Consider the following 21,850-nt stretch of genomic DNA (forward strand, 5'->3'; position numbering starts at 1 on the left):
GCGTACGCGGTCACTTGCGGTGCCGTTTTCTTTGTTACCGACGACCGACCAGCGACAGCCACCGCGTGCTCACTGCCACCAAAAGAGTCATATCACAGCCGACCAGTTTCTGGAACGTTCCCGATACTGGAACGGTCCCAATGCAGTATCCCACTCTCCTTCCATCGAGACCGGTCGAATCACGCCGCCAGCCACTGTCCGCCAGTCGGCCAGAATACCGATGACTCGGCGGTCTCGTGTCGGTGCCGGCCTCGCAGTCGTCGTACTGGCGCTGGCCGCGGTGTCGGCTGTTGCCCCACTTTCCGGGGCGCAGTCCGCCGGCAGCGGTGCGGTCTCAGTCACCATCGGCGACGTGGCCGTCTCGCCTGCGAACCCAACGACGGGCACGCAGGTGTTGATCACCCCGTCGATCAACAACTCCGGATCGGCAAGCGGGTCCGCGCGCGTCAACGAGGTCACACTGCGCGGCGACGGTCTCCTCGCAACAGAAGACAGCCTGGGGAGGCTTGGGGCGGGTGACTCCATTGACGTTCCGTTGTCGAGCACGTTCACCGAGCCCGGTGACCACCAGCTGAGCGTCCACGTACGGGGGCTGAACCCGGATGGCAGCGTCTTCTACGTGCAGCGCAGCGTGTACGTTACCGTCGACGATCGTACTTCTGACGTGGGCGTCTCCGCGCGCACGACAGCAACCAACGGATCGACAGACATCCAGGCCACGATCACGCAGTACGGCACTATCCCGATCAAGTCCGGCGAGTTGCAGGTCGTGTCCAATGGGCGCATCGTCGAGCGGGCGCCAGTCGCCAACGTTTCGGAAAGCGACAGTGCGAACGTTACCTTCGACGGGGCGTCGATCCCCAGCGGCGAGTTAGTGATCCGCGGCGAGTACACCCTCGACGACGAACACAGCACGCACACCACGAACACGACACTCACCTACCAACCACAGCGCTCCGCAGACGTTGCGCTCACTGGCATTGAGGCATCCGGTGGGGGGACCACGTACACGATCAGCGGCGACGCCGCGAACCTTGGCAGTGCGGACGCTGCGTCGGTGCGCGTCAACGCCGTCGGTGATGGGCTGTCCGCCAACGGCGGGTACTTCGTGGGAAAGATCGAAACCAGTGAGTTCGCGACCTTCGATATGACTGTGCAGGCGGACTCGGCCGTCGACGAGATCCCGATAACGGTGAACTACTCCGCCGACGGGCAGCGCTACTCGGACGTCGTGACCGTCGACGTGAGCGGCGCGTCCAGCGGGAGCGCTACCTCGCCCGAACGCGCGCCGGGCCAACAGCAGAACCGCGCGCCCAGCCCGTCCAACGGCGCGAGCGGTGGCGGGTTACCGCTGTTCAAGATCGGGGGCGCTGTCGCTGTGATTGCGATCGTCGTCGTCGTTGTTCGACGCTGGCGGAACCCATGAGCATCATCGAACTCGAAGGCGTGGTCAAACGGTACGAAACCGGTGCCGAGACAGTCGAGGCGCTGAAAGGCGTTGACTTCTCGGCGGCGCGCGGCGAGATGGTGACCGTCGTTGGGCCGTCCGGCTCCGGCAAGAGCACGATGCTGAACATGATCGGCTTGCTTGACTCACCCACGGCGGGCAGCGTCATCCTCGACGGCCAAGACGTGACCGGGTTCAGTGAGGACGAGCGCACCGAGGAGCGCCGCGCGGAACTGGGGTTCGTCTTCCAGTCGTTTCACCTGCTCCCGATGCTGACGGCCGTGGAGAACGTGGAACTGCCGTCGATGTGGGACACCTCCGTCGACCGCCACGACCGCGCGGTCGATCTCCTGGAGCGCGTCGGGCTCGGGGACCGTCTTACACACACTCCGGGCGAGCTCTCCGGTGGCCAACAGCAGCGCGTCGCGATCGCGCGCTCGCTGATCAACGAACCCGAGATTCTGCTGGCCGACGAGCCAACTGGCAACCTCGATCAGGAGACGGGTGGCACGATTCTCACCGAGATGCAGCGCCTCACCGAGGAGGAGAACATCGCCGTGGTTGCGATCACTCACGACACGCAACTCGAGGAGTTCTCCGACCGCGCAGTCAACCTCGTCGATGGGGTGTTACACACGTGAGTGTGCTCGCTCGGTTCCCCAGCGTGTTGATGGCGTGGCGGAACCTCGGGAGGAACCGCGTGCGGACTGCGCTGGCCGCGCTCGGGATCGTGATCGGTGTGATCTCGATCGCATCGATGGGGATGGCGAGCGCCGCGATCAATCAGCAAGCCTCCGCCCAGCTCGGTGATCTCGGCAACAAGGTCTCGGTCAGTGCCGGTGAGGACGCCGAAGAGAACGGGGTCACGCAGACGCAGGTCGAACGAATTGATGACTTGGTGAGCGCCGGCACCGTCGTCGAGCAGAAATCCGATACCACGTCGCTTTCTTCCCGCGCTGACACCGTTGACGTGGTCACCGTCACCGCCGTGACCGAGGTGGCCGAGCCGTACAACATTACGTCGGCGAATCCACCCGAAACCCTTCACTCGGGCGCGTTGCTCACCAACCAGACCGCCGAGACGCTCGGTCTCGGGGTCGGCGATCCCGTCAAGTACGACGGCAGTCTGTACCGGATTCGTGGTATCATCACCACCACCTCTCGGTTCGGCGGGTTCGCCGAGCTCGTCGTGCCGCTGTCCGCGATGGCCGATCGGGACGAGTACGACACCGTCGATATCTACGCCGACTCGGGCTCTGATGCGGCCCGGATCGCTGACCGCCTCGACTCGGAGTTCAATTCCTACGGCCGCACCGAGGAGAAAATCCTCGAAATCCGGAGCACTTCAGATGCCCGTGAGGGCGTGAACAAGTTCATGAGAACGCTCAAACTGGGGTTGCTCGGCATCGGCTCGATCTCACTGTTGGTGGCGAGTGTGGCCATCCTCAACGTCATGCTGATGAGCACGATCGAGCGCCGCGGCGAGATCGGCGTGCTGCGCGCGGTCGGCATCCGTCGGGGAGAAGTTCTCCGCATGATCCTCACCGAGGCGATGTTCCTGGGCGCTGTCGGTGGGTTAGTCGGCTCGCTTGCGTCCCTCGGCGTGGGTGCGTTCATCTTCGACAAAATCACGCAAAACGCCATGGACGTGCTGGTGTGGCCGAGTTCGAAATACCTCGTCTACGGGTTCCTGTTCGCGGTCTTCGCCAGCCTGCTCAGCGGGCTCTATCCGGCGTGGAAAGCAGCCAACGATCCGCCCGTCGAGGCGCTCGGCGAATGACCGCGCGCCCGTGTGGGCGTCGCGGAGTCGAAACACATTAGCCCGCTGGCTGGCGTGACAAAAACGAATGAGTGACGTGCGCGCGGCGACCACCGCCCTCCTCGCTGACCGTCCGGCGCTCGCCGACGCCCTCGATACGCTCGTCGAGGTCGATCGGAGCCAGGACACGTGGACGTTCGACGACGCACCAGTCGACTCCGGGGTGTTCGGCGAACTCGTGGGCCGCGGCATCGTCGTCGAGTCCGGCGACGGCTACGTGCTCGCCGACCGGCAGGCCGTCCGGGCGGCGCTCGGCGACCCGGACGCCGACCCATCCGACGCTGACGGAGCCGCGGTCTCGCTTCGCGACCGTGTTCCCAGCCCGTCGGTCTCCTCGCGTGCGGCCTGGTTCCTCGCCGCCAGCTTGTTGGTCGTCGTTGCGCTGCGTGTGTTCGTCTTCCCGCGGGTGTTCCGGGCCGGACACGTCGTGTTGCTCGGCAACGACCCCTATTACTACCGGTACCTGGTGTCGGCAATGCAGCAGTCGGGGGCCGGGCTGCTGGACGTTCCGGCCCGTATTGCTCGCGGCGAACCACTGCTGGTGGTGGTGCTGGTTGGTGCCACGCGGCTGCTCGGTGGGAGCGCGAGCGCCGCCGCACACGTCACTGCTTGGTATCCCGTGGTGGCGGCTGTCGTGACGGCGGTAGCGTGCTATCTGCTGGCGACCACGCTGTCCCACGACCGCCGGGTCGGGATCACAGCCGTACTCGTCCTGGCCGTGTTGCCTGTGCACGCCTATCGGACCGCACTCGGGTTCGGCGACCACCACGCCCTTGATCTCGTGTGGCTCTCGTTCACCGTGCTTGCGGCCGTCCGTCTACTCCCGGGGGCCGGTGTCGCCGTTCCCGATGATTCCGGCTGGCGACGCCACCTCCCGTGGGGCTGTGTGCTCGCTGGCAGCGTCGCTGCACAAGCTCACTCCTGGAACGCCGCGCCGCTGCTGTTCGTCCCGCTCGTCGTGTACGCGGTCGCGCGCAGCGCCGCGCTCGTCGACGACAAGTCGGCGCTCGCAGACCTCCCGCTCGCCGCTGCACTCACCGCCGGCGGCGTGCTCGCAGTCGCCGGCCATGTTCTGCTCGGGTGGCAGTCGCCCGTAATCGTTGCGCCACCGCTGCTGGCCGGGCTCGGCGTCGGTGCTGCCGCCCTCATCGCGGCCGGCGTCCGACGCGTGGGGGTGCCATCATGGACGGCCCCAGTGCTCACCACAGCCAGCGGTGTCGCCGCGTTCGCCGTCGTCGCGACGATCGACCCCTCGTTTGTCGCGGAGCTCCAACAGGAGGGGGCGCGATTCGTCGGGCAGTCGGGAAGCTCCATCGTGGAGACGAAATCGCTGTTCAGCACGACGTACGGACTGTTCGCCGGGCCGATCTTCTTCTACGGGACGGCGTTGTTGTTCGCGCTGCCCGCGGGTGCGTGGGCGATGTACACGGGCGTGGCGCGCTCGCGGCCACGATGGCTGCTCACCGGCTGTTACGGCACCGTGTTGTTCGCGTTCGCGGTGACACAGGTCCGATTCTCCGGGGAGCTGTCCGTGTTCGTCGCCGTCTTCGCTGCGGTCGCGTTCGTGTACTTCCTCTCGGTGGTCGACCTCGCGGATCCGCCGCTTGACTTCTCGGCCCGATCGTCGGATCGCGAGCGCGTGCGCTCGCTTGCGATCCCAACCCGCTCGCGCGCGCTCCGCATCGGGGTTGCGTTCCTGCTCGTCGGCGGGCTCGGCGCAGTCATGACGCCGCTGCGCACGAACACGCTGGTGCAAAGCGACGACGCGTACCACGCGGCCACGCACGTCGAAGCGGCGCTCAACGCGCCCGACTGGACCGACGACACCACGTACGTGTTCAGCCGGTGGTCCCGAAACCGGCTGTACAACTGGTTCGGATCCGGGAACAGCCGTAGCTACTGGTACGCTCGATCGAACTACGACGACTTCCTCCGCTCCACGACCCCGGGGAAGTGGAACGACCGGCTCCAAGATCGCGCCGCGTTCGTCGTCTTCGACGCCAACTCCGTCCCCGACGGTGCCACCGGGACGATCGGCTCGGCACTCACCGCCTGGGGGTCGGGGCTGGCGCACTACCGCGCGGTCTGGGCCGGCGACGCAAAAACTGTCTACCGCGTCGTCCCGGGGGCGACGGTCACCGGCACCGCCGCGTCGAACGCGTCGGTCACGCTGACACACGAGGGCACGGTCTCCGGGCAGGCGGTCACGTACACTCGGACCACGACCGCCGCGGCCAACGGGACCTACACCGTGACAGTGGCGTACCCCGGCGCGTACTCGGTTTCGACCGGCGGGACAGTCACCGTGCCGGCGGCCGCCGTGGGCAACGGCACGACAGTCTCCGCGTAGCGCTACTCGACGGTCACGCTCTTCGCGAGGTTCCGGGGCTTGTCGATGGGGCGGCCCTTCTCGTTGGCGATGTGGTACGCGAACAACTGGAGTGCAACGTTCGCCACGACCGGCTCCAGGGGACCACACGCCGGGAGCGTGATCGTGACGTCGGCGTGGCGCGCGGTCCCGGCGTCGCTCGCGAGCCCGATGACGTCCGCGCCCCGGGACTGCACCTCTTTGACGTTGTTCGCGGTTCTCTCCGGTGCCGCGTACTCGGTCAACACCGCCACCACGGGCGTGTTGTCCGTGACGAGCGCGAGCGGGCCGTGTTTGAGCTCGCCCGCACTGAACCCCTCGGCGTGGTCGTAGGAGATCTCCTTGAGCTTGAGCGCGCTCTCCAAGGCCACTGGTCGGCCGGCCCGCCGCCCGACGTAGAAGAACGCGTCGCTGTCGGCGTACTCGCGGGCGATCGACGCGATCTCGGGGGCTTGATCGAGGACCTGCTGGACCGCCCCCGGCAGGTCGCGGATCGCGTCCCGGAGCGCGGCGGCGTCGCCCGTGCTGATGGCGTTGCGGGCGCGCCCGATGTGCATGGTCAGCAGTGCGGCGGTCGCCACCTGTGAGACGAACGTCTTCGTGGCAGCGACGCCGATCTCGGGGCCGGCGCGAATGAACAGCGCGTCGTCGGCCTCCCGCGTGACCGTGCTGCCGAGCGTGTTCGTCAACGCGAGCGTGGGTGCTCCCTTCTGGGCCGCGCTCCGGAGCGCGGCCAGCGTGTCCGCTGTCTCCCCGCTTTGGGTGATCGCCACTACGAGCGTGTCCTTGGGGCTGCGGCCGCCCCGAAGCTCGTACTCGCTTGCCACGTGCACGGTCACCGGCAGGTCGGCGTGGGTCTCCAGGAGCTCTTTGGCGTACAAGCCGGCGTGATACGACGTGCCGCAGGCAACGATCTGGAGCTCCGCGACGTTCTGCAGTGTCTCCGTGGACAGCTCCATGTCGAGTGTCACGTCCGTCCCGAGATCGCTGATGCGGCCGGAGATCGCCTGCCGGAGCGCGCGTGGCTGCTCGTGGATCTCCTTGAGCATGTAGTGGTCGTAGCCGCTTTTCCCCGCCGCGTCGGCGCTCCAGTCGAGCGCTTCGATGTCCCGTGAGACGCGCGCGCCGTCGTTGTACACCGTCCACTCGGTCTCGGTGAGGTGTGCGATGTCGCCGTTCCGGAGGTACGTGACCCGGTTGGTGTGCTCGATGAACGCGGTGGCGTCGCTGGCGACGAACGTACCGGTGTCGCCGTGCCCGAGCAACAGCGGGCTGTCCGACCGCGCCACCACGATGCCGTCGTGGCCGGCGGCGGTGATCGCGAGCGCGTAACTCCCGGTGAGGCGCTCGGTCGTGCGCTGCACGGCCGTCAGCAGCGACACGCCGTCGGCGAGGTGGGTTTCGATGAGGTGTGGGACGACCTCGGTGTCAGTGTCACTGTGGAAGACGTGGTCGGCCCGCAGTTCGTCGGCGAGCGCGGCGTAGTTCTCGATGATGCCGTTGTGCACCACGGCTACGTCGCCCGTGCAGTCCGTATGCGGGTGGGCGTTCTCCCGCGTCGGCTCGCCGTGGGTGCTCCAGCGCGTGTGCCCGATGCCACGCGTCCCGTCCTCGCGGGACGGCACTGGGAGGTCGCCGACCTCGCCGCCGGTCTTGTGCACCGACAGCGAGCCGCCGCCGGCGAGCGCGATGCCAGCGGAGTCATAGCCGCGGTATTCGAGGTTCTGCAGTCCCTCGTGGACGATGCGCCCCGTCGGATCGGTGCCGATGTAGCCCGTGATTCCACACATAGTCAGCCTCTCGTAACGTGCGCCTGGTCGTCGACGCGCCCGGTGACGACCGTGGCGCTGTCGACGACCGCGCTGTTCCCGACGATCGACCCGGGTGCGACCGTCACACCCGCGCCGACCTCGGCGTTGTCGCCCACCAACGCCCCGAACCGAACCCCCTGGTGGACCGTGTCACCAAGCACCACGTCTGTTTGGCCGCCCTCCACGGTCGTGTTCGCGCCGATGGTCGCGTTCGCGCCGACGATGCTGTCGTTCACTACTGCGCCTGGGTTGACCGTCGAGTCAGGTAACAGTATCGACTGTTCGATCACTGCGTTCGCACCGACGGTCACGTTGTCGCCGAGCGCAACGCCGTTCCGGACCACTGCCTGCGGGTGCACGATAACGCCCTCGCCACAGACGGTCCCTCCGCCAACCGGTGCCTGCTGATCGTCGCCCGGCACGCTCCCTCGGGGCTTGCGCCGCTCCACCGGCGGGTCGAAGCGCTGCTCCGTGATGAGCGCGCTGTTGGCCGCAACCAGATCCCACGGCTCGGAGACGTCGAGCCACCGGCCGTCGTACCGCACGGCCCGCAGCTCGTGGTCCGCGAGCTGTTCGCCGAGGGCGTCCGTGAGCGCCAGCTCGCCGTAGCTGTCGGTCCGCCGGATCGCCGCGAACACGCTCGGGCCGAACGCGTACACGCCGGCGTTGATGTACTCCGACGCCACCAGCTCGGGCACCGGCTGCTCGTCGATGTCGGTGACGGTCCCGCCGTCGAGATCGACCACGCCGTACGCGCTCGGCGTCTCGACTTGGGTCACGCCCATCGCGGAGTCGCCGCTCTCACGGTGGCACTCCCAAACGTCCTCGACCAGCGACGCGTCGATGACGCGGTCGCCGTTCAGCGCGACAAACGACTCCCCCACCACGGACTCCGCCTGCGCGAGCGCGTGGCCCGTGCCGAGCTGTCGGTCCTGGACCACGTAGGAGATCTCGATCCCCCACCGCGAGCCGTCCTCGAAGTGCCGCTGGACGCGCTCCCGGTTCGACCCCACGACCAACATCACCCTCGTGACGCCCGCCGACACCAACGCGTCCACGATATGCTCCAGGATGGGCTGGTTGGCAACCGGCACCATCGGCTTCGGCCGGTTCTCCGTCAGCGGCCAGAGCCGCTCTCCCTTCCCCGCCGCCAGCACAACAGCCTGCATTGACTGTGTTCTCTCAGTCACGGCCCTTATCAGTTGTCACGACCGCCCCGAGTGTTGTTCGCGTCCCCGTTCCCAGCGTCACGCCCGCGTTCAGGCTCGTGTTGATCCCGGTCTTGGTGTCGTCCCCGACGACGACCCCGAACTTCCGGCGGCCCGTGTCGACCAGCTCGCCTTTCACCTGGACGTGGACTGTCTCCTCGTCGTGGCGGAGGTTCGCGACCTTCGTGCCCGCACCGAAGTTCACGTCCGCCCCGAGCACGCTGTCCCCGACGTACGCGTGATGGCCCACCGCCGTGTCAGCCATCAGAATCGAGTTTTTCACCTCCACGGCGTTCCCAACCCGGACGTCTGGTCCGACAACGGTCGCGCCGCGAACGTAGGCGTTCGGCCCGACATCCGCACCCGATTGGATGACGACCGGCCCTTCGATGTATGCGCCATCGCGAACCCGCGCGCCGTCCTCGACGACGACGCGTCCCGTCAGCGTCGCGCCGTCCGCCACCGTTCCGTTGATCTCGCGCTCCTGTTCCGCCAGGAGCGCGCTGTTGGCCGCGAGCAACTCCCAGGGCCGCCCCACGTCCAACCACGGGCCGTCGTAGGACACCGCCGTCACGCCGCCGTCCTCGCGGTCGATCGCCCGCGCGAGCGCGTCCGTCAGCTCGTACTCGCCGCGCTCGCTGCGCTCGACGGTGTCGATGTACTCGAACACTCGTGGCGTGAACCGGTACAGCCCGAGGTTCGCGAGATCCGTCGGTGGGTCCGTCGGCTTCTCGACGACATTGGTCACCCGGCCGTCGTCGCCGCGCTCCACCACCCCATACGACTGTGGGTCCGCAACCGGCATCACCGACATCGCCGTCCCGTCCGCGCCGGCCAACGCCTCAACCAGCGCGCTCGTCACGTAGACGTCCCCGTTCAACACCAGACAGGGCCCCTCGACGTGTGGCTCCGCACAGCCGACGGCGTGCGCGGTCCCCTCTTGGGTGTCCTGCTCGGCGTACACCACCGGCGTCCCGGCGTACGACGCGCCGATCCGCTCCCGGATCTGGTCGCCCCGATACCCCACCACGATCACGTACTCGTCGACGACCCCGGCCGCCGCATCCAACACGTGCTCAAGCAGTGTCGCGCCCGCCACCGGCACCAGTGGCTTCGGCCGCGTCTCCGTCAGCGGTCCCATGCGCGTTCCGCGCCCCGCCGCCACGACGATTGCCTGCATCACGTTCCACTGTCGCCGCTCGGGCGCTTAAGTCCACAGGAACTCGCTACTGGCGTGCACTCCCCGGGCGAAGTCGGAGTGCTTAACCGCTCGCCCCGCCCACCACTCAGTGATAGACGATGCTTGGCGGGTGGCGGTACCGACTCGGGAGTATTGCGGGGGTCTGCCTGCTCACCGCGCTCGCGGTCGGGGTCGCCAACAGCCCTACCGGCCAAGCACTCACCGGGGCGCTCCCGGTGTTCGCCCAGCTCGCGGCTGACCCGCCGGGCGTCGCTGAAGGACTGCTCGAAGTCAGTACCACGGTCTGCGTCGTCGCCGTGGCCTGCCTCCCCCTGTACAAACCCCGTCCCCGTCGCGTCCTCGACGTGGTGGTGCTCGCGCAGAAACGCGTCGTCGTCGCCCTGTTCGCGCTCGCTGCCATCGGCTACTTCGACTACACGTACCGCCTCCCCAGAACGACGCTGCTCGCGGTCACGCCAGTCCTCCTTGTTGCGGTGCCTGCGCTGTTCGTTTGGATCCGCCGCCGTCCTACCCCGACGGCAGCATCCCGCACCATCGTCGTCGGCGACACGCTCGACGAAATCGAGCGCCTCGTCGCCGACATCGACCACCCACTCTACGGCTACGTCTGCCCCACAGTCGTCCCACGCACCCCGGACGCCGCCCCCCCACACCCCGCCGTCGCGGACGGCGGCAGTGATGCACGCGCGCTCAACGACCACGACCGCCTCGGCGGCCTCTCCCGGATCGAAGACGTGCTCGTCGAATACGACGTCGACACGGTCGTGCTCGCGTTCGAACGCACCGACCGCGCGGAGTTCTTCGGCGCACTGGACGCCTGCTACGAGCACGGCGTCGCGGCCAAAGTCCACCGCGACCACGCCGACCGCGTCCTCACCGCCGACGACGACGTCGGCACGCTCGTCAGCGTTGACGTCGAACCCTGGGACGTTCAGGACTACGTACTCAAGCGCGGGTTCGACGTCGCATTCTCCGCGTTCGGCCTGCTGGTGTTGAGCCCCGTGATTCTGGGGATTGCCGTCGCGATTAAGTTGGACGACGGTGGCTCCGTGCTGTACAGCCAGGAACGGACGGCCGTCTTCGGGGAGATATTCGACGTGTACAAGTTCCGGTCGATGGTTCCCGAAGGCGAGTCCGTCGAGCCCGTCGACGACGAGGACAACGACCGGATTACGTCCATCGGGCGCGTCCTCCGGCGCACGCATCTCGACGAGATTCCACAGCTCTGGTCGATCCTCGTCGGCGACATGAGCGTCGTTGGCCCCCGCGCCGTCTGGACCGAGGAGGAGTCCCTACTGGAGGCCCAGGAGCAGTCCTGGCGGAAACGTTGGTTCGTCAAACCCGGTCTAACGGGGCTCGCGCAAGTGAACGGCGCGAAGAGCACCGACCCCGAGGAGAAACTCCGGTGGGACCTCCAGTACGTCAAACAGCAGTCGCTCTGGCTAGATATGAAGATCGTCGTCCGCCAAATCTGGAAAGTGGGCGTCGACACCATCGAGACAATCCGGCACTGACGTTGACGATGTCTACGTGTTGGGTTCCGCAGCGAGAAACTTGAATACCTCCCGCGGGGAATCGGGTTCGTGATGCACCGAGAGGGCCACGTCGGTATGGCACTCCTCGCCTACAGCCCCGTCGCGATGGGTACGACTGCCGTCGGCTACACCGACTTCGCCATCGCCGGCGCAGTCGTCGCTGGTGCGCTCGCGATGGTCCCCGACCTCGACATGCGAATTCCGTTCGTCGAGCACCGTGGCCCGACCCATACCGCCTGGTTCACCCTTCTTCTCGGTGGACTTGCTGGCGGCCTCGGCCTGATCGCCAGCCTCTCACGAGGCGTGCTCGCGGGTATCGGCATCGGCCTGTTTGCCGGTGTCGTGGTCTCGCTGACGATCGCCTCACATCTCGCCGCTGACGCCTTGACTCCGATGGGCATCCAGCCCTGGACGCCGCGCTCGACCCGGACAATCTCTTTCGACCTGTTTACGGCAGCGAACCCGATTGCGAACTACGCCCTGCTCGGCATCGGGATTGTGGCGGTCGCTGTCGGGTTTGCCACTGGTAGTGCCCTCTCTGGGTTTACGTAAGGTGAGCGGATAGACCGCCTCCGAAGGACGGCGTATCTCCGCCACGACATCCCGTGGCCGTTCGGCGATGTCGCGTACGCCGACATGAGGGAGGCAATCGAACGCTTCGACACCAACGACAATCGCGACCTCGTGTCGGTCTATGAGGCGCTCATCGGTGCCGATACCTGTGACCCCTTTGTGGACAGCAAAGCCGCTGCTGAAACACAACCTTGCAGACATCCAACGCACTCACGAACTCGCGATGCTCGCCGAACGCTTCGTCCCCCGCTCGGACTTCTCGATGAAAAACCTCGCTCCACCCACTCACTAAACCCTGATACCTAGCAGGAGACGGAGCTGACTCCGTAGGGTGCTTTGGAAAATTCTAGAGAGTCTACCCAAGTTAGGCGACTCTGCGGCTTTGACTGTCGGATTTGTCTCGTTGATGGCTAGTGATTCTGAGCGAAGTCACCGCCACGGTTATCGAAATTCGAGGAGAATACCTGCGGCTTTAGCCGCAGGATGAATTCGACAGAACCCTACACGAACCCTGTTCGGTGGCATTCCCGAGTTTCCAAAGTCCGCAGTTTCAAGTGGTGTCAATTCGTATCGGGGAGTAAGGTCAGGTCGGAACGGAGCGGTTCCGAACGGCCTTCGGAGGCGGCCTCGCCGCCGCTAATGAGACAATATCCGAAACACCAACACGGTGAAAGCGAATGCCAGAAGCGTTCGTCTGTGCCTGTTGGTTGAGCAAGTCCAAAGGTACCTCCAAGTCCGTCGAAGTGTCAGCGACTCTCTGCTGGCAAAAACAACAGATGGGAGTCAACGGCGCGGAGGATAGGAGTAACGGCGGTTTGGCACCGCCAGTCAGCCACCGTTTCGTGATGGGTTAAACGGGTTCCCGAAGAAGAAATCGGACTCATGGTTGCGAACCTGAAACTCCCACCGCTCGGGATTCCTCCGCGTTCACGCGGAGGAGGATGTCAATATGGATATAGCACTACCGCCTTCGTATGCAACAGGAACAGGTCATCAACGATCTTCAGGAGAAACTTCAGGACAATCCCGGGGTTTATCAAGAGATCGCGCTCGCAGAACCGGATACTCAGTAATCCTGAATACCTATCCCAGCGTTAGGCGACAATACTGCTGTGGACCTGTGGGGGGCCTCAGCTGACCCGGGATAGTCTCCCTGAGTCGTGGGCGGGCTCACGGATTATCTCTGGAGGATGTCAACGTCCCAGTCTGCGAATCGCGGTGTGAGTCAGCGTACCCATCCCTAACTAAGAGTTCTATGGCTACTGGGCATTAACCTGTCCTGCGTTGGGGAGGCACCAACGGTTATTTCGGATGTGATACGAGTGTAGAAACATCGGAATTGGCGTGTAACTGCCGTATTCGTGTGTTTCCGGAGTATTCTGCGATACTACTCGGGTGGCTGTATTCTGTGTAGGCGTTGAGAGGACTCCAATCTTGGGCGGGGGCGACGACGTTACGGCTAGACAATGCCGGCACAACAAACTCCGATTGCGTGGACTGATCTACCAGGCCCGGCGCGCACACTCCTCTACACTATCGCCCGACGCGAGCGAGATGAGTGTTCGACCACCCGCAGCGACATCCGAGAGGCACTCACTGGTTCACAGTCTCCAACACTGACTGACCAAGAGCTCTTCCGTGCCTTCCACCCCCTTGAAGAAGCCAGCCTCATCGAGGCCGAATCCCCACTGGACTCATACGAGGTGACGACTGAGGGCCGGGATCTTCTCACCAGCCAGATGCTCCGCCTTGAGAGCACCATCGACACTTCCGCGGTCGACCAGGTTGCGTCGCTTGCTGTGTGTCCTCGCTGTGGCAAGCCAATCACCGAACTCACAACCACCACAACCGGTAACCTCACCACTTCATTTTGTGAGTGCCAGCTTTCGAGTCAGTCACTCGACCCAATCGTTTCCACGCTCCTTGATATCTATCCCTCAATCGATGACCGTGATGCTGCTCACTATCTCAGGCAGGCCATCTATCTGCTGTTACCGCGAGCGGATGAGTGAGGACTCGCCGGGAATTGTCGTCCATCCCAGCCTCAAACTGGAGGATGTGCGTGAGCAATTCGGCGGCAACGAGCCCCAGGGCCGGGGGCGTGGAACAGCAGCGCCACGCGGCTACAACGCAGAACTACTCGCGAACGCCATGCTTGGCGAACACCCCCGGTTCGAGAAGTGGTCGCCTGGTCCGTGGGTCGACAACTACGTCACAAGCCAGTCCGGCGTCAGCTGCTATGTCGAGGTCAAAACCGCAATCAACCAATACCCATCCCAGACCCCCGGCCGGTTTCGAATCTGGGGACCACACCACCATCGACTACTTGCCAGCGCAGACGTCTACGAAGACACCAGCCGACTCCACCTCTACTTGTTCGTCGTCTACACTCTCGATTCGGGAATCGAGCGAGAAATCGGCAAAGTCGTAGTGCCTGCCATCCACGTTGATGACCATATCGATACCTGGTCGCTGACCGACCACGTCACGATGGGCGAACAACTAACCTATACAATCTCCTGGCGGGCCCTCTTGGGCGCGCTGGGCGTCTCGCTCGCTGAATTCACCACCATGGACACGATCGATCTAACAACCGGCTCAGATAGCCTACAGGCCGCTCGAAAACACACCGACGCCTGACATCCTCCCACGGCTAAAGCCCTGTCTCTTACCCATAAGTCTCAGGAGTGCAGTTCGTATCCCTCCGCCCAGGTCTGAAGTTTCTTGAGACCTTTCCACATCGTCTCCCAACCAGGCGGTGGATCGGAACTTCGGTCAAGGTAGCCACCGATCTTCGCAACCGCAATTGCGTACGCTTGATCCCCATTGTCGGTCAATTCTGGAAATTTCGTTTCCAGAATTGACCGTTCAGTCTCGCTCAGAAGGACATCAGGTGAGTAGTATGTCTCTCCCCGAGCAAGTTCCCGCAACTCCAGCACCTTCCACGCAATTACCGAGTAGACACTCAACAAGACCTCCATACGTTTCCATGTTTCTAGCCGGCGTTCCTCGATTCGGCATCCAGTTTTCAGCACCTTGTGCCAGTCTTCGATCGTCCATCGGGCGCGGTAGGACTCTACCACCCTCAGCGAATCACTGAACGTATCGACCGATTCAGTGGTGAGTAACACCCACTGAATCGGGTCATCTTGTTCTCCAAGTTCGTCGATTCGGACGACGTTTACCTCAACTGGATCCGTATGAGTTGAATCGTTCTTTGGAGGGAGTAACTCACATGAACCGGCTTTGACGAGTAGCTCAGCTTCTCTGGCCTCTCTTCCGCTCCCTTGGTCAATCTCGATAGACGTGCGACCTTGTTCAAGAAGGTCTTCACTCCAGTCAATCAGACGGCCGTCCGTTCCGGACGGCGTCTGAATACACCGGTTCTGATTCGCACGGACGACGAATCCAGCGTCCAAGTCGTCTGTAACTTCGCGGTAGAAGGCAAATGCGTCAGCTCCTCGGTCGTGGATGAATATCGGCCGAACCTCCTCGGCAAGCCAGTCGCTGGCTTGCCTATCTCCCCGAATCCATTTTTCCTGTTCACTCTCTAATTCGACTGGCTCGTTCTTTCCATTCGCATCGTGCTTCGTGCTGGCTTGCTGGTCCTCGATCAGCGATTGCTGATCGATGACCCCCGTCATGCGGTGAGTCTGTGGATCAAGTCCAATCGTCGAGTGAACTTTGACGCCTTCAAGATCTGTCTTGGAGTTGCCGATGTCGCCAAGCCCTTCCTTCGACGGATGTCTCGGAAAGACGAGTTCAGTGGTGTCGGAGACGACCAAGAGCTCGTCGTTGTCCTGCACTCGTGACCGTTGTGCTCGCTTATGTGCATCAAGAATCTCGTTCGGATCCACACGCTCGTTGTCGCAAAATCGGTACGTAGCCTTTGTGGAGGCCCAGTCTTCGCACGCGTTTGGGATCGACTCGGCAGGTGCCCTGCCGAGCCGATCTCCGACCTCTATCAATCGCTTCGTAAGCCGTTGGTCACCAAACTCAGCAGACTGGAACTCCTCACGAACCTTGCCAGAGACATCTGTCTCACATCGCTCACTCTCATCGTCTACGTCAGACCGCCGGTTCCGTGAACCGCTCTGCATCTTGGCCTCTTTCTCGGCGAACTACAGCGATAGGAGTTGTGGGTAAGAGACAGCCCTGAAGGGGTGGGCTTCCGCGCTGGTACCGCTATCTTGATTCAGTGAGAGAATCCTGCCGTTTACGGCGGGCGTGAATCGCGTAAGCTCCGTGGCACAGACGACCGGAGTCTCCTCGGCAGGAACCCCAACGCTTAGTATCGACCGTGTCGATGGTTGACACACGGGTTCCGCCGACCCCCGCCGCGTGCGACGGCGGGAGTCGGGCCGCATTCCACCCATGTCTGCGGTGCGCGGGAAGCCCGGGTGATGGGTTGCCCCCGAGAAGGTGTGAACCGCGCCGGTGGCTGTGCCGCGAGCCACGACCGCCACGGAGAGAGCCGCGTTGAGAAACCGCGGGGCAATGACTCGGTGGCGGATGGGAGCCCCCGTGACAGGGCCACAGGACGCTCCCGAGCGAGGGCCGAAACCCGCCCCGCCGACCTCGGGAGAGCCAGTCCTGAAACCGACCGGCACCGGGCCGGGTTCCCTCTGTGCAGGGAAGCCGCGCCGTTCACGGCGCGGAGGATGTCACGACGATGGTATTTCCGCCAGTTTGATTTGTCAACAGCGTCAACGCACTAATATGGGAACGAAGCAAGTTCGAGTGAGTGAACGGCTGTACGCTCGCGTCGAAGATGAAAAACGTGAGGGAGAATCGTTCAGCGACGCGCTCGAACGGATGGTCGGCGGGTACGGCCTGCTCGACTTCGCTGAGGACGTCGAGGAAGCCAGCGACGCGTGGGACACCGAAGCGCTCGAAGCTGACTTCGAGGCTGACGACGAGGCAAACCGCGAGACGCTCGATGAGGAACTTCCGTGATCCTGGATACCGAATTTCTCGGGAATCTCGTCGAGCAAACCCCGACTGCAAAGCAGAAAGCCGGGGAGCTAGACGCGACCGGCATCCCGACACGCGTTCCAGCGATGGTCACGTGGGAACTGTACTACGGCGTCTCGAAAGCCCCTGAGCCAAAGCGGCACACGCTCCGGGACGGATACGAGAAACTGCTGCAGTCGTTGCCCGTCGTCGAGATGGATGCCAGTCTCGCCCGGAAAGCGGGAACACTTCGAGGAAGGCACACCCGGTCGGATTCCCTACCAAATCTCGACGGGGCCGATTCAATGGTTGCGGCGACAGGACTGACCTTAGACGAGCCAGTCGTGAGCAACGACGAGGATTTCAAGGACGTAGACGGACTCACAGTCGAGACATACTGATTCACTGGATGGGCGAGTACCAAGCCGACGTCAACCGCTTCGGGGTCAAGTCCCGAGGCTTGTCAGTGGACTCCCGCTCTAACCGGAGAGATGAGTAAGCTAGCGGGCGAGGTGGTCTCAATAGCTGCTGGTGTTCAGATCTTAACCAACACTAGTGAAGGATTGGTGGATGCTGTTGGTTAAGAGCTGAGACTGGGAGCAACTCTCCTCCAACGTTGGGCACGAACGTCGCTTTGGTCGTGTCGAACGGTGACTTTGACACCGCGCAAACCTACGGGTAGTTCGCCGGATATGTCCCGGTAAGCCCGTAGTGAGTGCAGTCGCGGTGTACTCGTGTTCCGGCCGCCCGAATCCCACCACGAACATTCGACGCGGTGGGGTGACAGAACAATCTCGTCTCTCCAGTGGCGCCTTCCTGTTCAAAACCCATGCCTTAATGTGGGTTCTCCTGCGGCCGTCTCATGTCACTCAGAAAACCACGGCACATCCGGCTCCTGGGGCTCGTCCGGGACTGTGTCTGGAGCAAGCCCGAGGTCTCGCAGCTCAGCGTCGGTTACCGGTTCCCCAATTTCGCCTTCATAGAGTGCCACGGCCTCGTCGAGGTTCGCCAGTGCTTCGGCGCGCGTTTCACTCTGGCTGGCCACCCCGGCGCCCTCATCGATGGCGGACCACGTTCCGTCAGCTTCCTCAACGAGATGGATCTGTCGCCGTGGTGACTCTCCATTGCCGGCATCCGCTTGCGCCAGACTCCGTCTTCAGCCGGTGGATGACAAAACACTTCGGGCGCGATTGGTACTCGACGATTGACTGTTCCGTCCTAACAGACGCTTTGACAGCCTTCCACGCCTGAAGACGTGGGAATCACACTATGAGAAGCACGGTCGAGTTTGCGATCATCTGGGCATTAAATCTCGCCGTGCGTGCCTTCACTCAAGGAATGGAAATATATGCTTTTCTCACAAGTATCTCTGTGAGTGTTTAGAAAGTACGTTTCGTCTGTCTTCGGCAGATTGCGTGGAGTGAGAGAGTACGTTTCGTCTGTCTTTGACCAGGGGGAGTGAACAGTGAAAGTCGACGGCTGGAGCTGGAAGGATCTGTTAGGATGGTTCTTCTTCAATTTCGCGTCTGATATCGAGGATGATTTCGGGGTCAAGATCGAGGCCATATTCGTAGTACCGGCCACCACCTTCCCCGTGATTCTGTCCGTTCCGATGCAGGAACCCGAGCATATGAAGGTCCGATAAGTGATTTTGAATGCTTTTGAGCGTGGTGAGTGGGTCTGCAGCGTGGGATTCTGCAATTTCCTCGTATTGGGTTTTAATCTCCTTGGATCGGGTTGGTGTCTTTCCACGTTGTTCGAGGTAGGCGACAGTTTCGAGGAGGAATTGAGCGTGTTGGGTTTGGTCGCGAATGCGGTTGCTGAGGCGGCCTCGCTGGACAAGTTCTTGGGCTTCCGTGAGGTGGGTGTCGTCGATATAGGTGTCGCCGTGTCGCTTTGCAACTTCACCGCCAACGCGAAGGAGATCGATTGCTTGGCGTGCATTGCCGCGGTCTTTGGCTGCGATTGCTGCTGCTTTTGCGATCGCTGATTCGTCACAAACGTCGTCGACGAATGCTTGTTCGGCACGTTCGGTGAGAATCGTTCGGAGCTCGCTCGCGTTATACGGACTGAACGAAATCTCGGTCTCCATCAGGGTGTCTTTGACTTTTGGGGAGAGCGATTGCCGGAACGTGTAGTTGTTACTGATGCCGATGACACCGACCTTCGAGTTCGTAATATGGCCAATCGATCGTGCCCGCGGCAGTTCGTACAGAAGCGTGCCAACATTATCGAGGTGATCGATCTCGTCGAAGACAATCAGATGGGTCCCACCAAGTCGATCGAGTTGGGTGTACAGCTCCTCGAAAGCGTCGCCTGTACCAAGGCCTCGCTTTGGGAAGTCACTTGCACTGTCTGGGAGTAACTTGTTGACGAGGTTGCGAACAACCGTATACACGGTTTTCCCGTTGCAATTCCGCTCGTGGACGTGGAGTTCGTCGGCGTCAGGTCGGTTTTTGACCTCGCTTTGGAGCGCCTCCATCATGTATTTCGTCACTGCGGTTTTCCCGAGGCCGGCTTTCCCGTACAGCATTACATTCTGGGGGGTGCGGCCAAAGAGGACGTCTTGGAGTGCGTATCGGTAGTCGTCGATTTCCTCGTCGCGTTCAAGGATTTGGTCTGGTTGGTAGTCTTCAGAGAGAACTTCTTTGGCCGCAAAAATCGTCTGTTCAACGTCACTGAATGGCCCAGCCATGCGTCTACCATCCGCGAACCACCCTATATATTTAAAACCTTCTTTCGTAAGTCTCGTCAGTCCTAACAACGGAGATAACCACCTCACTCCAGTCCCCCAACTCTATACTCCACAGACACACGAAATCTACTCACCCCTACCTCAAAACAAGCTACCCCAATCACGACCCGAGTAACCCAAAGACAGACGAAACGTACTCCCTATCTGAGAGAGCGACGCTCCAACAGAAGACCGATAACGCGCAGTCTATAGTGGGTTTTCACTCGTTGTCCCGTGTGTCTGTGGTCGCATGATGGTGAACCAAACGACTGGTGGCACTGATTGATGTTTCTGTGTTGAGGTCGATTAGGCTTGACCTAGAGGCATAAAGACAGACGAAATGTACTCTCTCACTCCACGCAACTCCAGCCGAAGACAGACGAAACGTACTCTCCCACTCCAGGACTTCACGAGCCACAGCGATGAGGGGTTGCGATGGACCACATTACAGCCCAACTGACTGCTTTCATCGCGTAGTCCAACTATCGTAGTTCAAACTACGGTAGTTGAAGCAACGTTAACTTCCTCCCACTCCTAGAGCGTGGGCTTCCGCTCATTCTGTGTCATCGCGCGTTCGGTCACTACGGACGACATCCTCCGATGGAGTTAACTCGTCAAAATCCGGCGCTGCTGCGCGTTCGCTGGCATCAGCTTGCAAGTCCGAACACGGATCTTCCATACGCCAATCCACGACCCAAAACGTCATAGATCTTGCTAGAGCCGATTATTCTGCTCTGTTGAATAGATGCTGAGTCACGGTTACAGCGGCTCACACAGCGATTCTATGTTGATGAGAGCGAACATCAAGACAATTTCACGGAACTGCCGATACCAGCCGAGCGCTCGCACGGCGTCGCCGAGCGAGCGCTTGGCTGTCGAATACGACGTTTCGGCCATCCAGCGCTGAGAGTAGCCTTTTGCCCGGTTGAGCGCGTTGTTCAGAGCTGCTTTCGGTGACGACCCGCGGTAGTGAACGAGGTACTCAACGTCATATGCAGCGATCTCGTACTCGGTGTGCCAGTCTTGGAAGCCGTTGTCGGCGGCGACCGACTGCAGGTCGTCCGCGTTTCGGCGGACGACCTGCGGTCCGGTCTTCGTATCATGCTTCCACCGTGCTGTGATGTGAACGTCAAGAACCGCAAGCGACTCCACATCAGTTAATGTCGTCACTTTCAGCGTCTGTACAGTGCTCCCCGACCGCTGGCGGAAGTACGACGACGCACGGCGACGGTCGAAGAACGTGCTGTCGAGAGCGGCGTGGCCAGACTGCGGGTGCTGCTGCGCGGAAACGCGCAGCAGCGCCCGCCACACCCACATTTTCAGCCGATCGAACGATTTGTAGATCGTGCTGTAGTCCGGCAGGTCGTGCCGATCTAGGCCGAGTACGTCGCGAATCTCGGTCAGGTACTTCAGCCGATTCGGCGTTTCACGGTAGCTGTGGCCTTCTTCGAGCCGAAAGCAGTGCAGAACGACGTGGACCCAGCGGGCGAACCCGCCGCTGGCGGGCTCGCCCGCGTGCTTCCCCAACGCTTGTTTAGCTAGCTCACGACACTGCTCAACGAAGTCGAGGAGATCGATTTCCATAGGACAGAATCGAATTCCTCGGCTTCATCCTTCTAAACCAGTGATATCGGCTGATTAGATCGCTATTCAACAGAGCCGATTATTCCGTTTTCAACGCCCACCCGGACGGGTCCGAGGCGGAGTCCACGGACAAGCCCCCACCCTCCACGAGCGAACTTCTCCGGGTGAGCGAAGTAGGGAGGGGTAGTTTACAGGTATTCGCTTCGGAGTCGCTCGACATAGACTTTGTCCCAGTGTTTCGTCTCAACAAAGTACGTCAGCACGGCGTCGACGTAGGCCGCTGAGAGAATTCCATCACGTACGAGCGAACGGAGAACATGCGGCGTGGTGAAGAGCGTGTTTCGGTCATCGAGGGCGAGAGAGACGAGGAGATAGTTCGTGGTGTTGAATTCGTCGGTAAGAAACATCGCGGCTTGGAGATCGTTTGCGAGCCAGATCGCGTGTGATTCGCCTGTGTCGAGGCCGTAGGTCAGCGGCGCGTCGAGTGCCGCTTCGACATCGTGGGTCGTCAGGTGGTGGGCTGCCTGGAGCACGAGGTCGGCGGCTCTGGCGAGGAGGTCGTCGTCCACAGCAGCCGCTCCAATCTCTTCCATTACCACGTCCGGAACGTGGACTTC

18 protein-coding genes are annotated in these 21,850 nt (G+C 62.3%); 10 read left to right on the forward strand and 8 right to left on the reverse strand.

What is annotated here, in order from left to right; genetic code table 11:
* The first annotated feature begins 220 nt into the window (after positions 1-220).
* The 4 genes from ACOZ32_RS04870 to ACOZ32_RS04885 all read left to right on the forward strand — a co-directional run bounded on the left by ACOZ32_RS04870 (position 221) and on the right by ACOZ32_RS04885 (position 5,616).
* The gene (locus ACOZ32_RS04870) at positions 221-1,426 is read left to right on the forward strand and encodes a CARDB domain-containing protein (protein WP_424334977.1); all 1,206 of its coding nucleotides are present in this window, start codon (positions 221-223) and stop codon (positions 1,424-1,426) included.
* On the forward strand, positions 1,423-2,088 hold the full coding sequence (locus ACOZ32_RS04875) for an ABC transporter ATP-binding protein (RefSeq protein WP_136361021.1): 666 nt from the start codon (positions 1,423-1,425) through the stop codon (positions 2,086-2,088). Before ACOZ32_RS04870 ends, ACOZ32_RS04875 begins: the two co-directional genes overlap by 4 nt.
* A 29-nt stretch (positions 2,089-2,117) precedes the next feature.
* Complete coding sequence (locus ACOZ32_RS04880) at positions 2,118-3,227, forward strand: ABC transporter permease (RefSeq protein WP_136361666.1); 1,110 nt, start codon at positions 2,118-2,120, stop codon at positions 3,225-3,227.
* A 67-nt stretch (positions 3,228-3,294) separates the two neighbouring features.
* Entirely contained in the window at positions 3,295-5,616 is a 2,322-nt protein-coding gene (locus ACOZ32_RS04885; protein WP_424334978.1) for an STT3 domain-containing protein, read from the forward strand.
* A 2-nt stretch (positions 5,617-5,618) separates the two neighbouring features.
* Here ACOZ32_RS04885 and glmS read toward each other — a convergent pair whose 3' ends face one another.
* Genes glmS through glmU (ACOZ32_RS04900) form a run of 3 tightly spaced genes read right to left on the reverse strand, consistent with a single transcriptional unit; the run spans position 5,619 to position 9,833 of the window.
* Positions 5,619-7,424, reverse strand: a complete 1,806-nt coding sequence (glmS, locus tag ACOZ32_RS04890; RefSeq protein WP_424334979.1) for a glutamine--fructose-6-phosphate transaminase (isomerizing) — start codon at positions 7,422-7,424, stop codon at positions 5,619-5,621.
* Between the two features lie 2 nt (positions 7,425-7,426).
* The gene (gene glmU, locus ACOZ32_RS04895) at positions 7,427-8,614 is read right to left on the reverse strand and encodes a bifunctional sugar-1-phosphate nucleotidylyltransferase/acetyltransferase (RefSeq protein ID WP_424334980.1); all 1,188 of its coding nucleotides are present in this window, start codon (positions 8,612-8,614) and stop codon (positions 7,427-7,429) included.
* Positions 8,615-8,627: 13 nt separating this feature from the next.
* A complete protein-coding gene (glmU, locus tag ACOZ32_RS04900; protein WP_424334981.1) occupies positions 8,628-9,833 on the reverse strand; it encodes a bifunctional sugar-1-phosphate nucleotidylyltransferase/acetyltransferase in 1,206 nt (401 codons plus the stop codon).
* Positions 9,834-9,952: 119 nt separating this feature from the next.
* Between glmU (ACOZ32_RS04900) and ACOZ32_RS04905 the strand changes: the two genes are divergently transcribed.
* The 4 genes from ACOZ32_RS04905 (at position 9,953) to ACOZ32_RS04920 (ending at position 14,602) form a co-directional block, all read left to right on the forward strand.
* The gene (locus ACOZ32_RS04905; RefSeq protein ID WP_424334982.1) at positions 9,953-11,368 is read left to right on the forward strand and encodes a sugar transferase; all 1,416 of its coding nucleotides are present in this window, start codon (positions 9,953-9,955) and stop codon (positions 11,366-11,368) included.
* A 72-nt stretch (positions 11,369-11,440) separates the two neighbouring features.
* On the forward strand, positions 11,441-11,941 hold the full coding sequence (locus tag ACOZ32_RS04910; RefSeq protein ID WP_424334983.1) for a metal-dependent hydrolase: 501 nt from the start codon (positions 11,441-11,443) through the stop codon (positions 11,939-11,941).
* A 1,487-nt stretch (positions 11,942-13,428) separates the two neighbouring features.
* Complete coding sequence (locus tag ACOZ32_RS04915; RefSeq protein ID WP_424334984.1) at positions 13,429-13,974, forward strand: hypothetical protein; 546 nt, start codon at positions 13,429-13,431, stop codon at positions 13,972-13,974.
* On the forward strand, positions 13,967-14,602 hold the full coding sequence (locus tag ACOZ32_RS04920; protein ID WP_424334985.1) for a hypothetical protein: 636 nt from the start codon (positions 13,967-13,969) through the stop codon (positions 14,600-14,602). Before ACOZ32_RS04915 ends, ACOZ32_RS04920 begins: the two co-directional genes overlap by 8 nt.
* 41 nt (positions 14,603-14,643) lie before the next feature.
* On the opposite strand, the gene ACOZ32_RS04925 is transcribed toward ACOZ32_RS04920, so the two are convergent.
* Positions 14,644-16,062 (reverse strand): IS4 family transposase, encoded by a 1,419-nt coding sequence (locus ACOZ32_RS04925; protein ID WP_285253326.1) that lies wholly within the window; start codon positions 16,060-16,062, stop codon positions 14,644-14,646.
* A gap of 619 nt (positions 16,063-16,681) precedes the next feature.
* On the opposite strand from ACOZ32_RS04925, the gene ACOZ32_RS04930 reads away from it, so the two are divergent.
* Together ACOZ32_RS04930 and ACOZ32_RS04935 are read left to right on the forward strand one after the other, a co-directional pair.
* Entirely contained in the window at positions 16,682-16,918 is a 237-nt protein-coding gene (locus tag ACOZ32_RS04930; protein ID WP_424334986.1) for an antitoxin VapB family protein, read from the forward strand.
* Positions 16,915-17,316, forward strand: coding sequence for a PIN domain-containing protein (locus ACOZ32_RS04935; RefSeq protein WP_424334987.1), 402 nt, complete (start codon positions 16,915-16,917; stop codon positions 17,314-17,316). The genes ACOZ32_RS04930 and ACOZ32_RS04935 overlap by 4 nt, the downstream gene beginning before the upstream one ends.
* 464 nt (positions 17,317-17,780) lie before the next feature.
* Here ACOZ32_RS04935 and ACOZ32_RS04940 read toward each other — a convergent pair whose 3' ends face one another.
* The 4 genes from ACOZ32_RS04940 to ACOZ32_RS04955 all read right to left on the reverse strand — a co-directional run bounded on the left by ACOZ32_RS04940 (position 17,781) and on the right by ACOZ32_RS04955 (position 21,802).
* On the reverse strand, positions 17,781-18,062 hold the full coding sequence (locus ACOZ32_RS04940; protein ID WP_424335257.1) for a type II toxin-antitoxin system HicB family antitoxin: 282 nt from the start codon (positions 18,060-18,062) through the stop codon (positions 17,781-17,783).
* A gap of 351 nt (positions 18,063-18,413) precedes the next feature.
* Complete coding sequence (locus tag ACOZ32_RS04945) at positions 18,414-19,610, reverse strand: orc1/cdc6 family replication initiation protein (RefSeq protein WP_424334988.1); 1,197 nt, start codon at positions 19,608-19,610, stop codon at positions 18,414-18,416.
* Positions 19,611-20,408: 798 nt separating this feature from the next.
* Complete coding sequence (locus ACOZ32_RS04950; RefSeq protein ID WP_424334989.1) at positions 20,409-21,233, reverse strand: IS5 family transposase; 825 nt, start codon at positions 21,231-21,233, stop codon at positions 20,409-20,411.
* Between the two features lie 188 nt (positions 21,234-21,421).
* Positions 21,422-21,802, reverse strand: a complete 381-nt coding sequence (locus ACOZ32_RS04955; RefSeq protein WP_424334990.1) for a hypothetical protein — start codon at positions 21,800-21,802, stop codon at positions 21,422-21,424.
* Positions 21,803-21,850 lie beyond the last annotated feature (48 nt).

The organism is Halobacterium sp. MBLA0001 (genome assembly GCF_049705385.1).
In the GTDB taxonomy this organism is placed as follows: Archaea; Halobacteriota; Halobacteria; order Halobacteriales; family Halobacteriaceae; genus Halobacterium; species Halobacterium salinarum.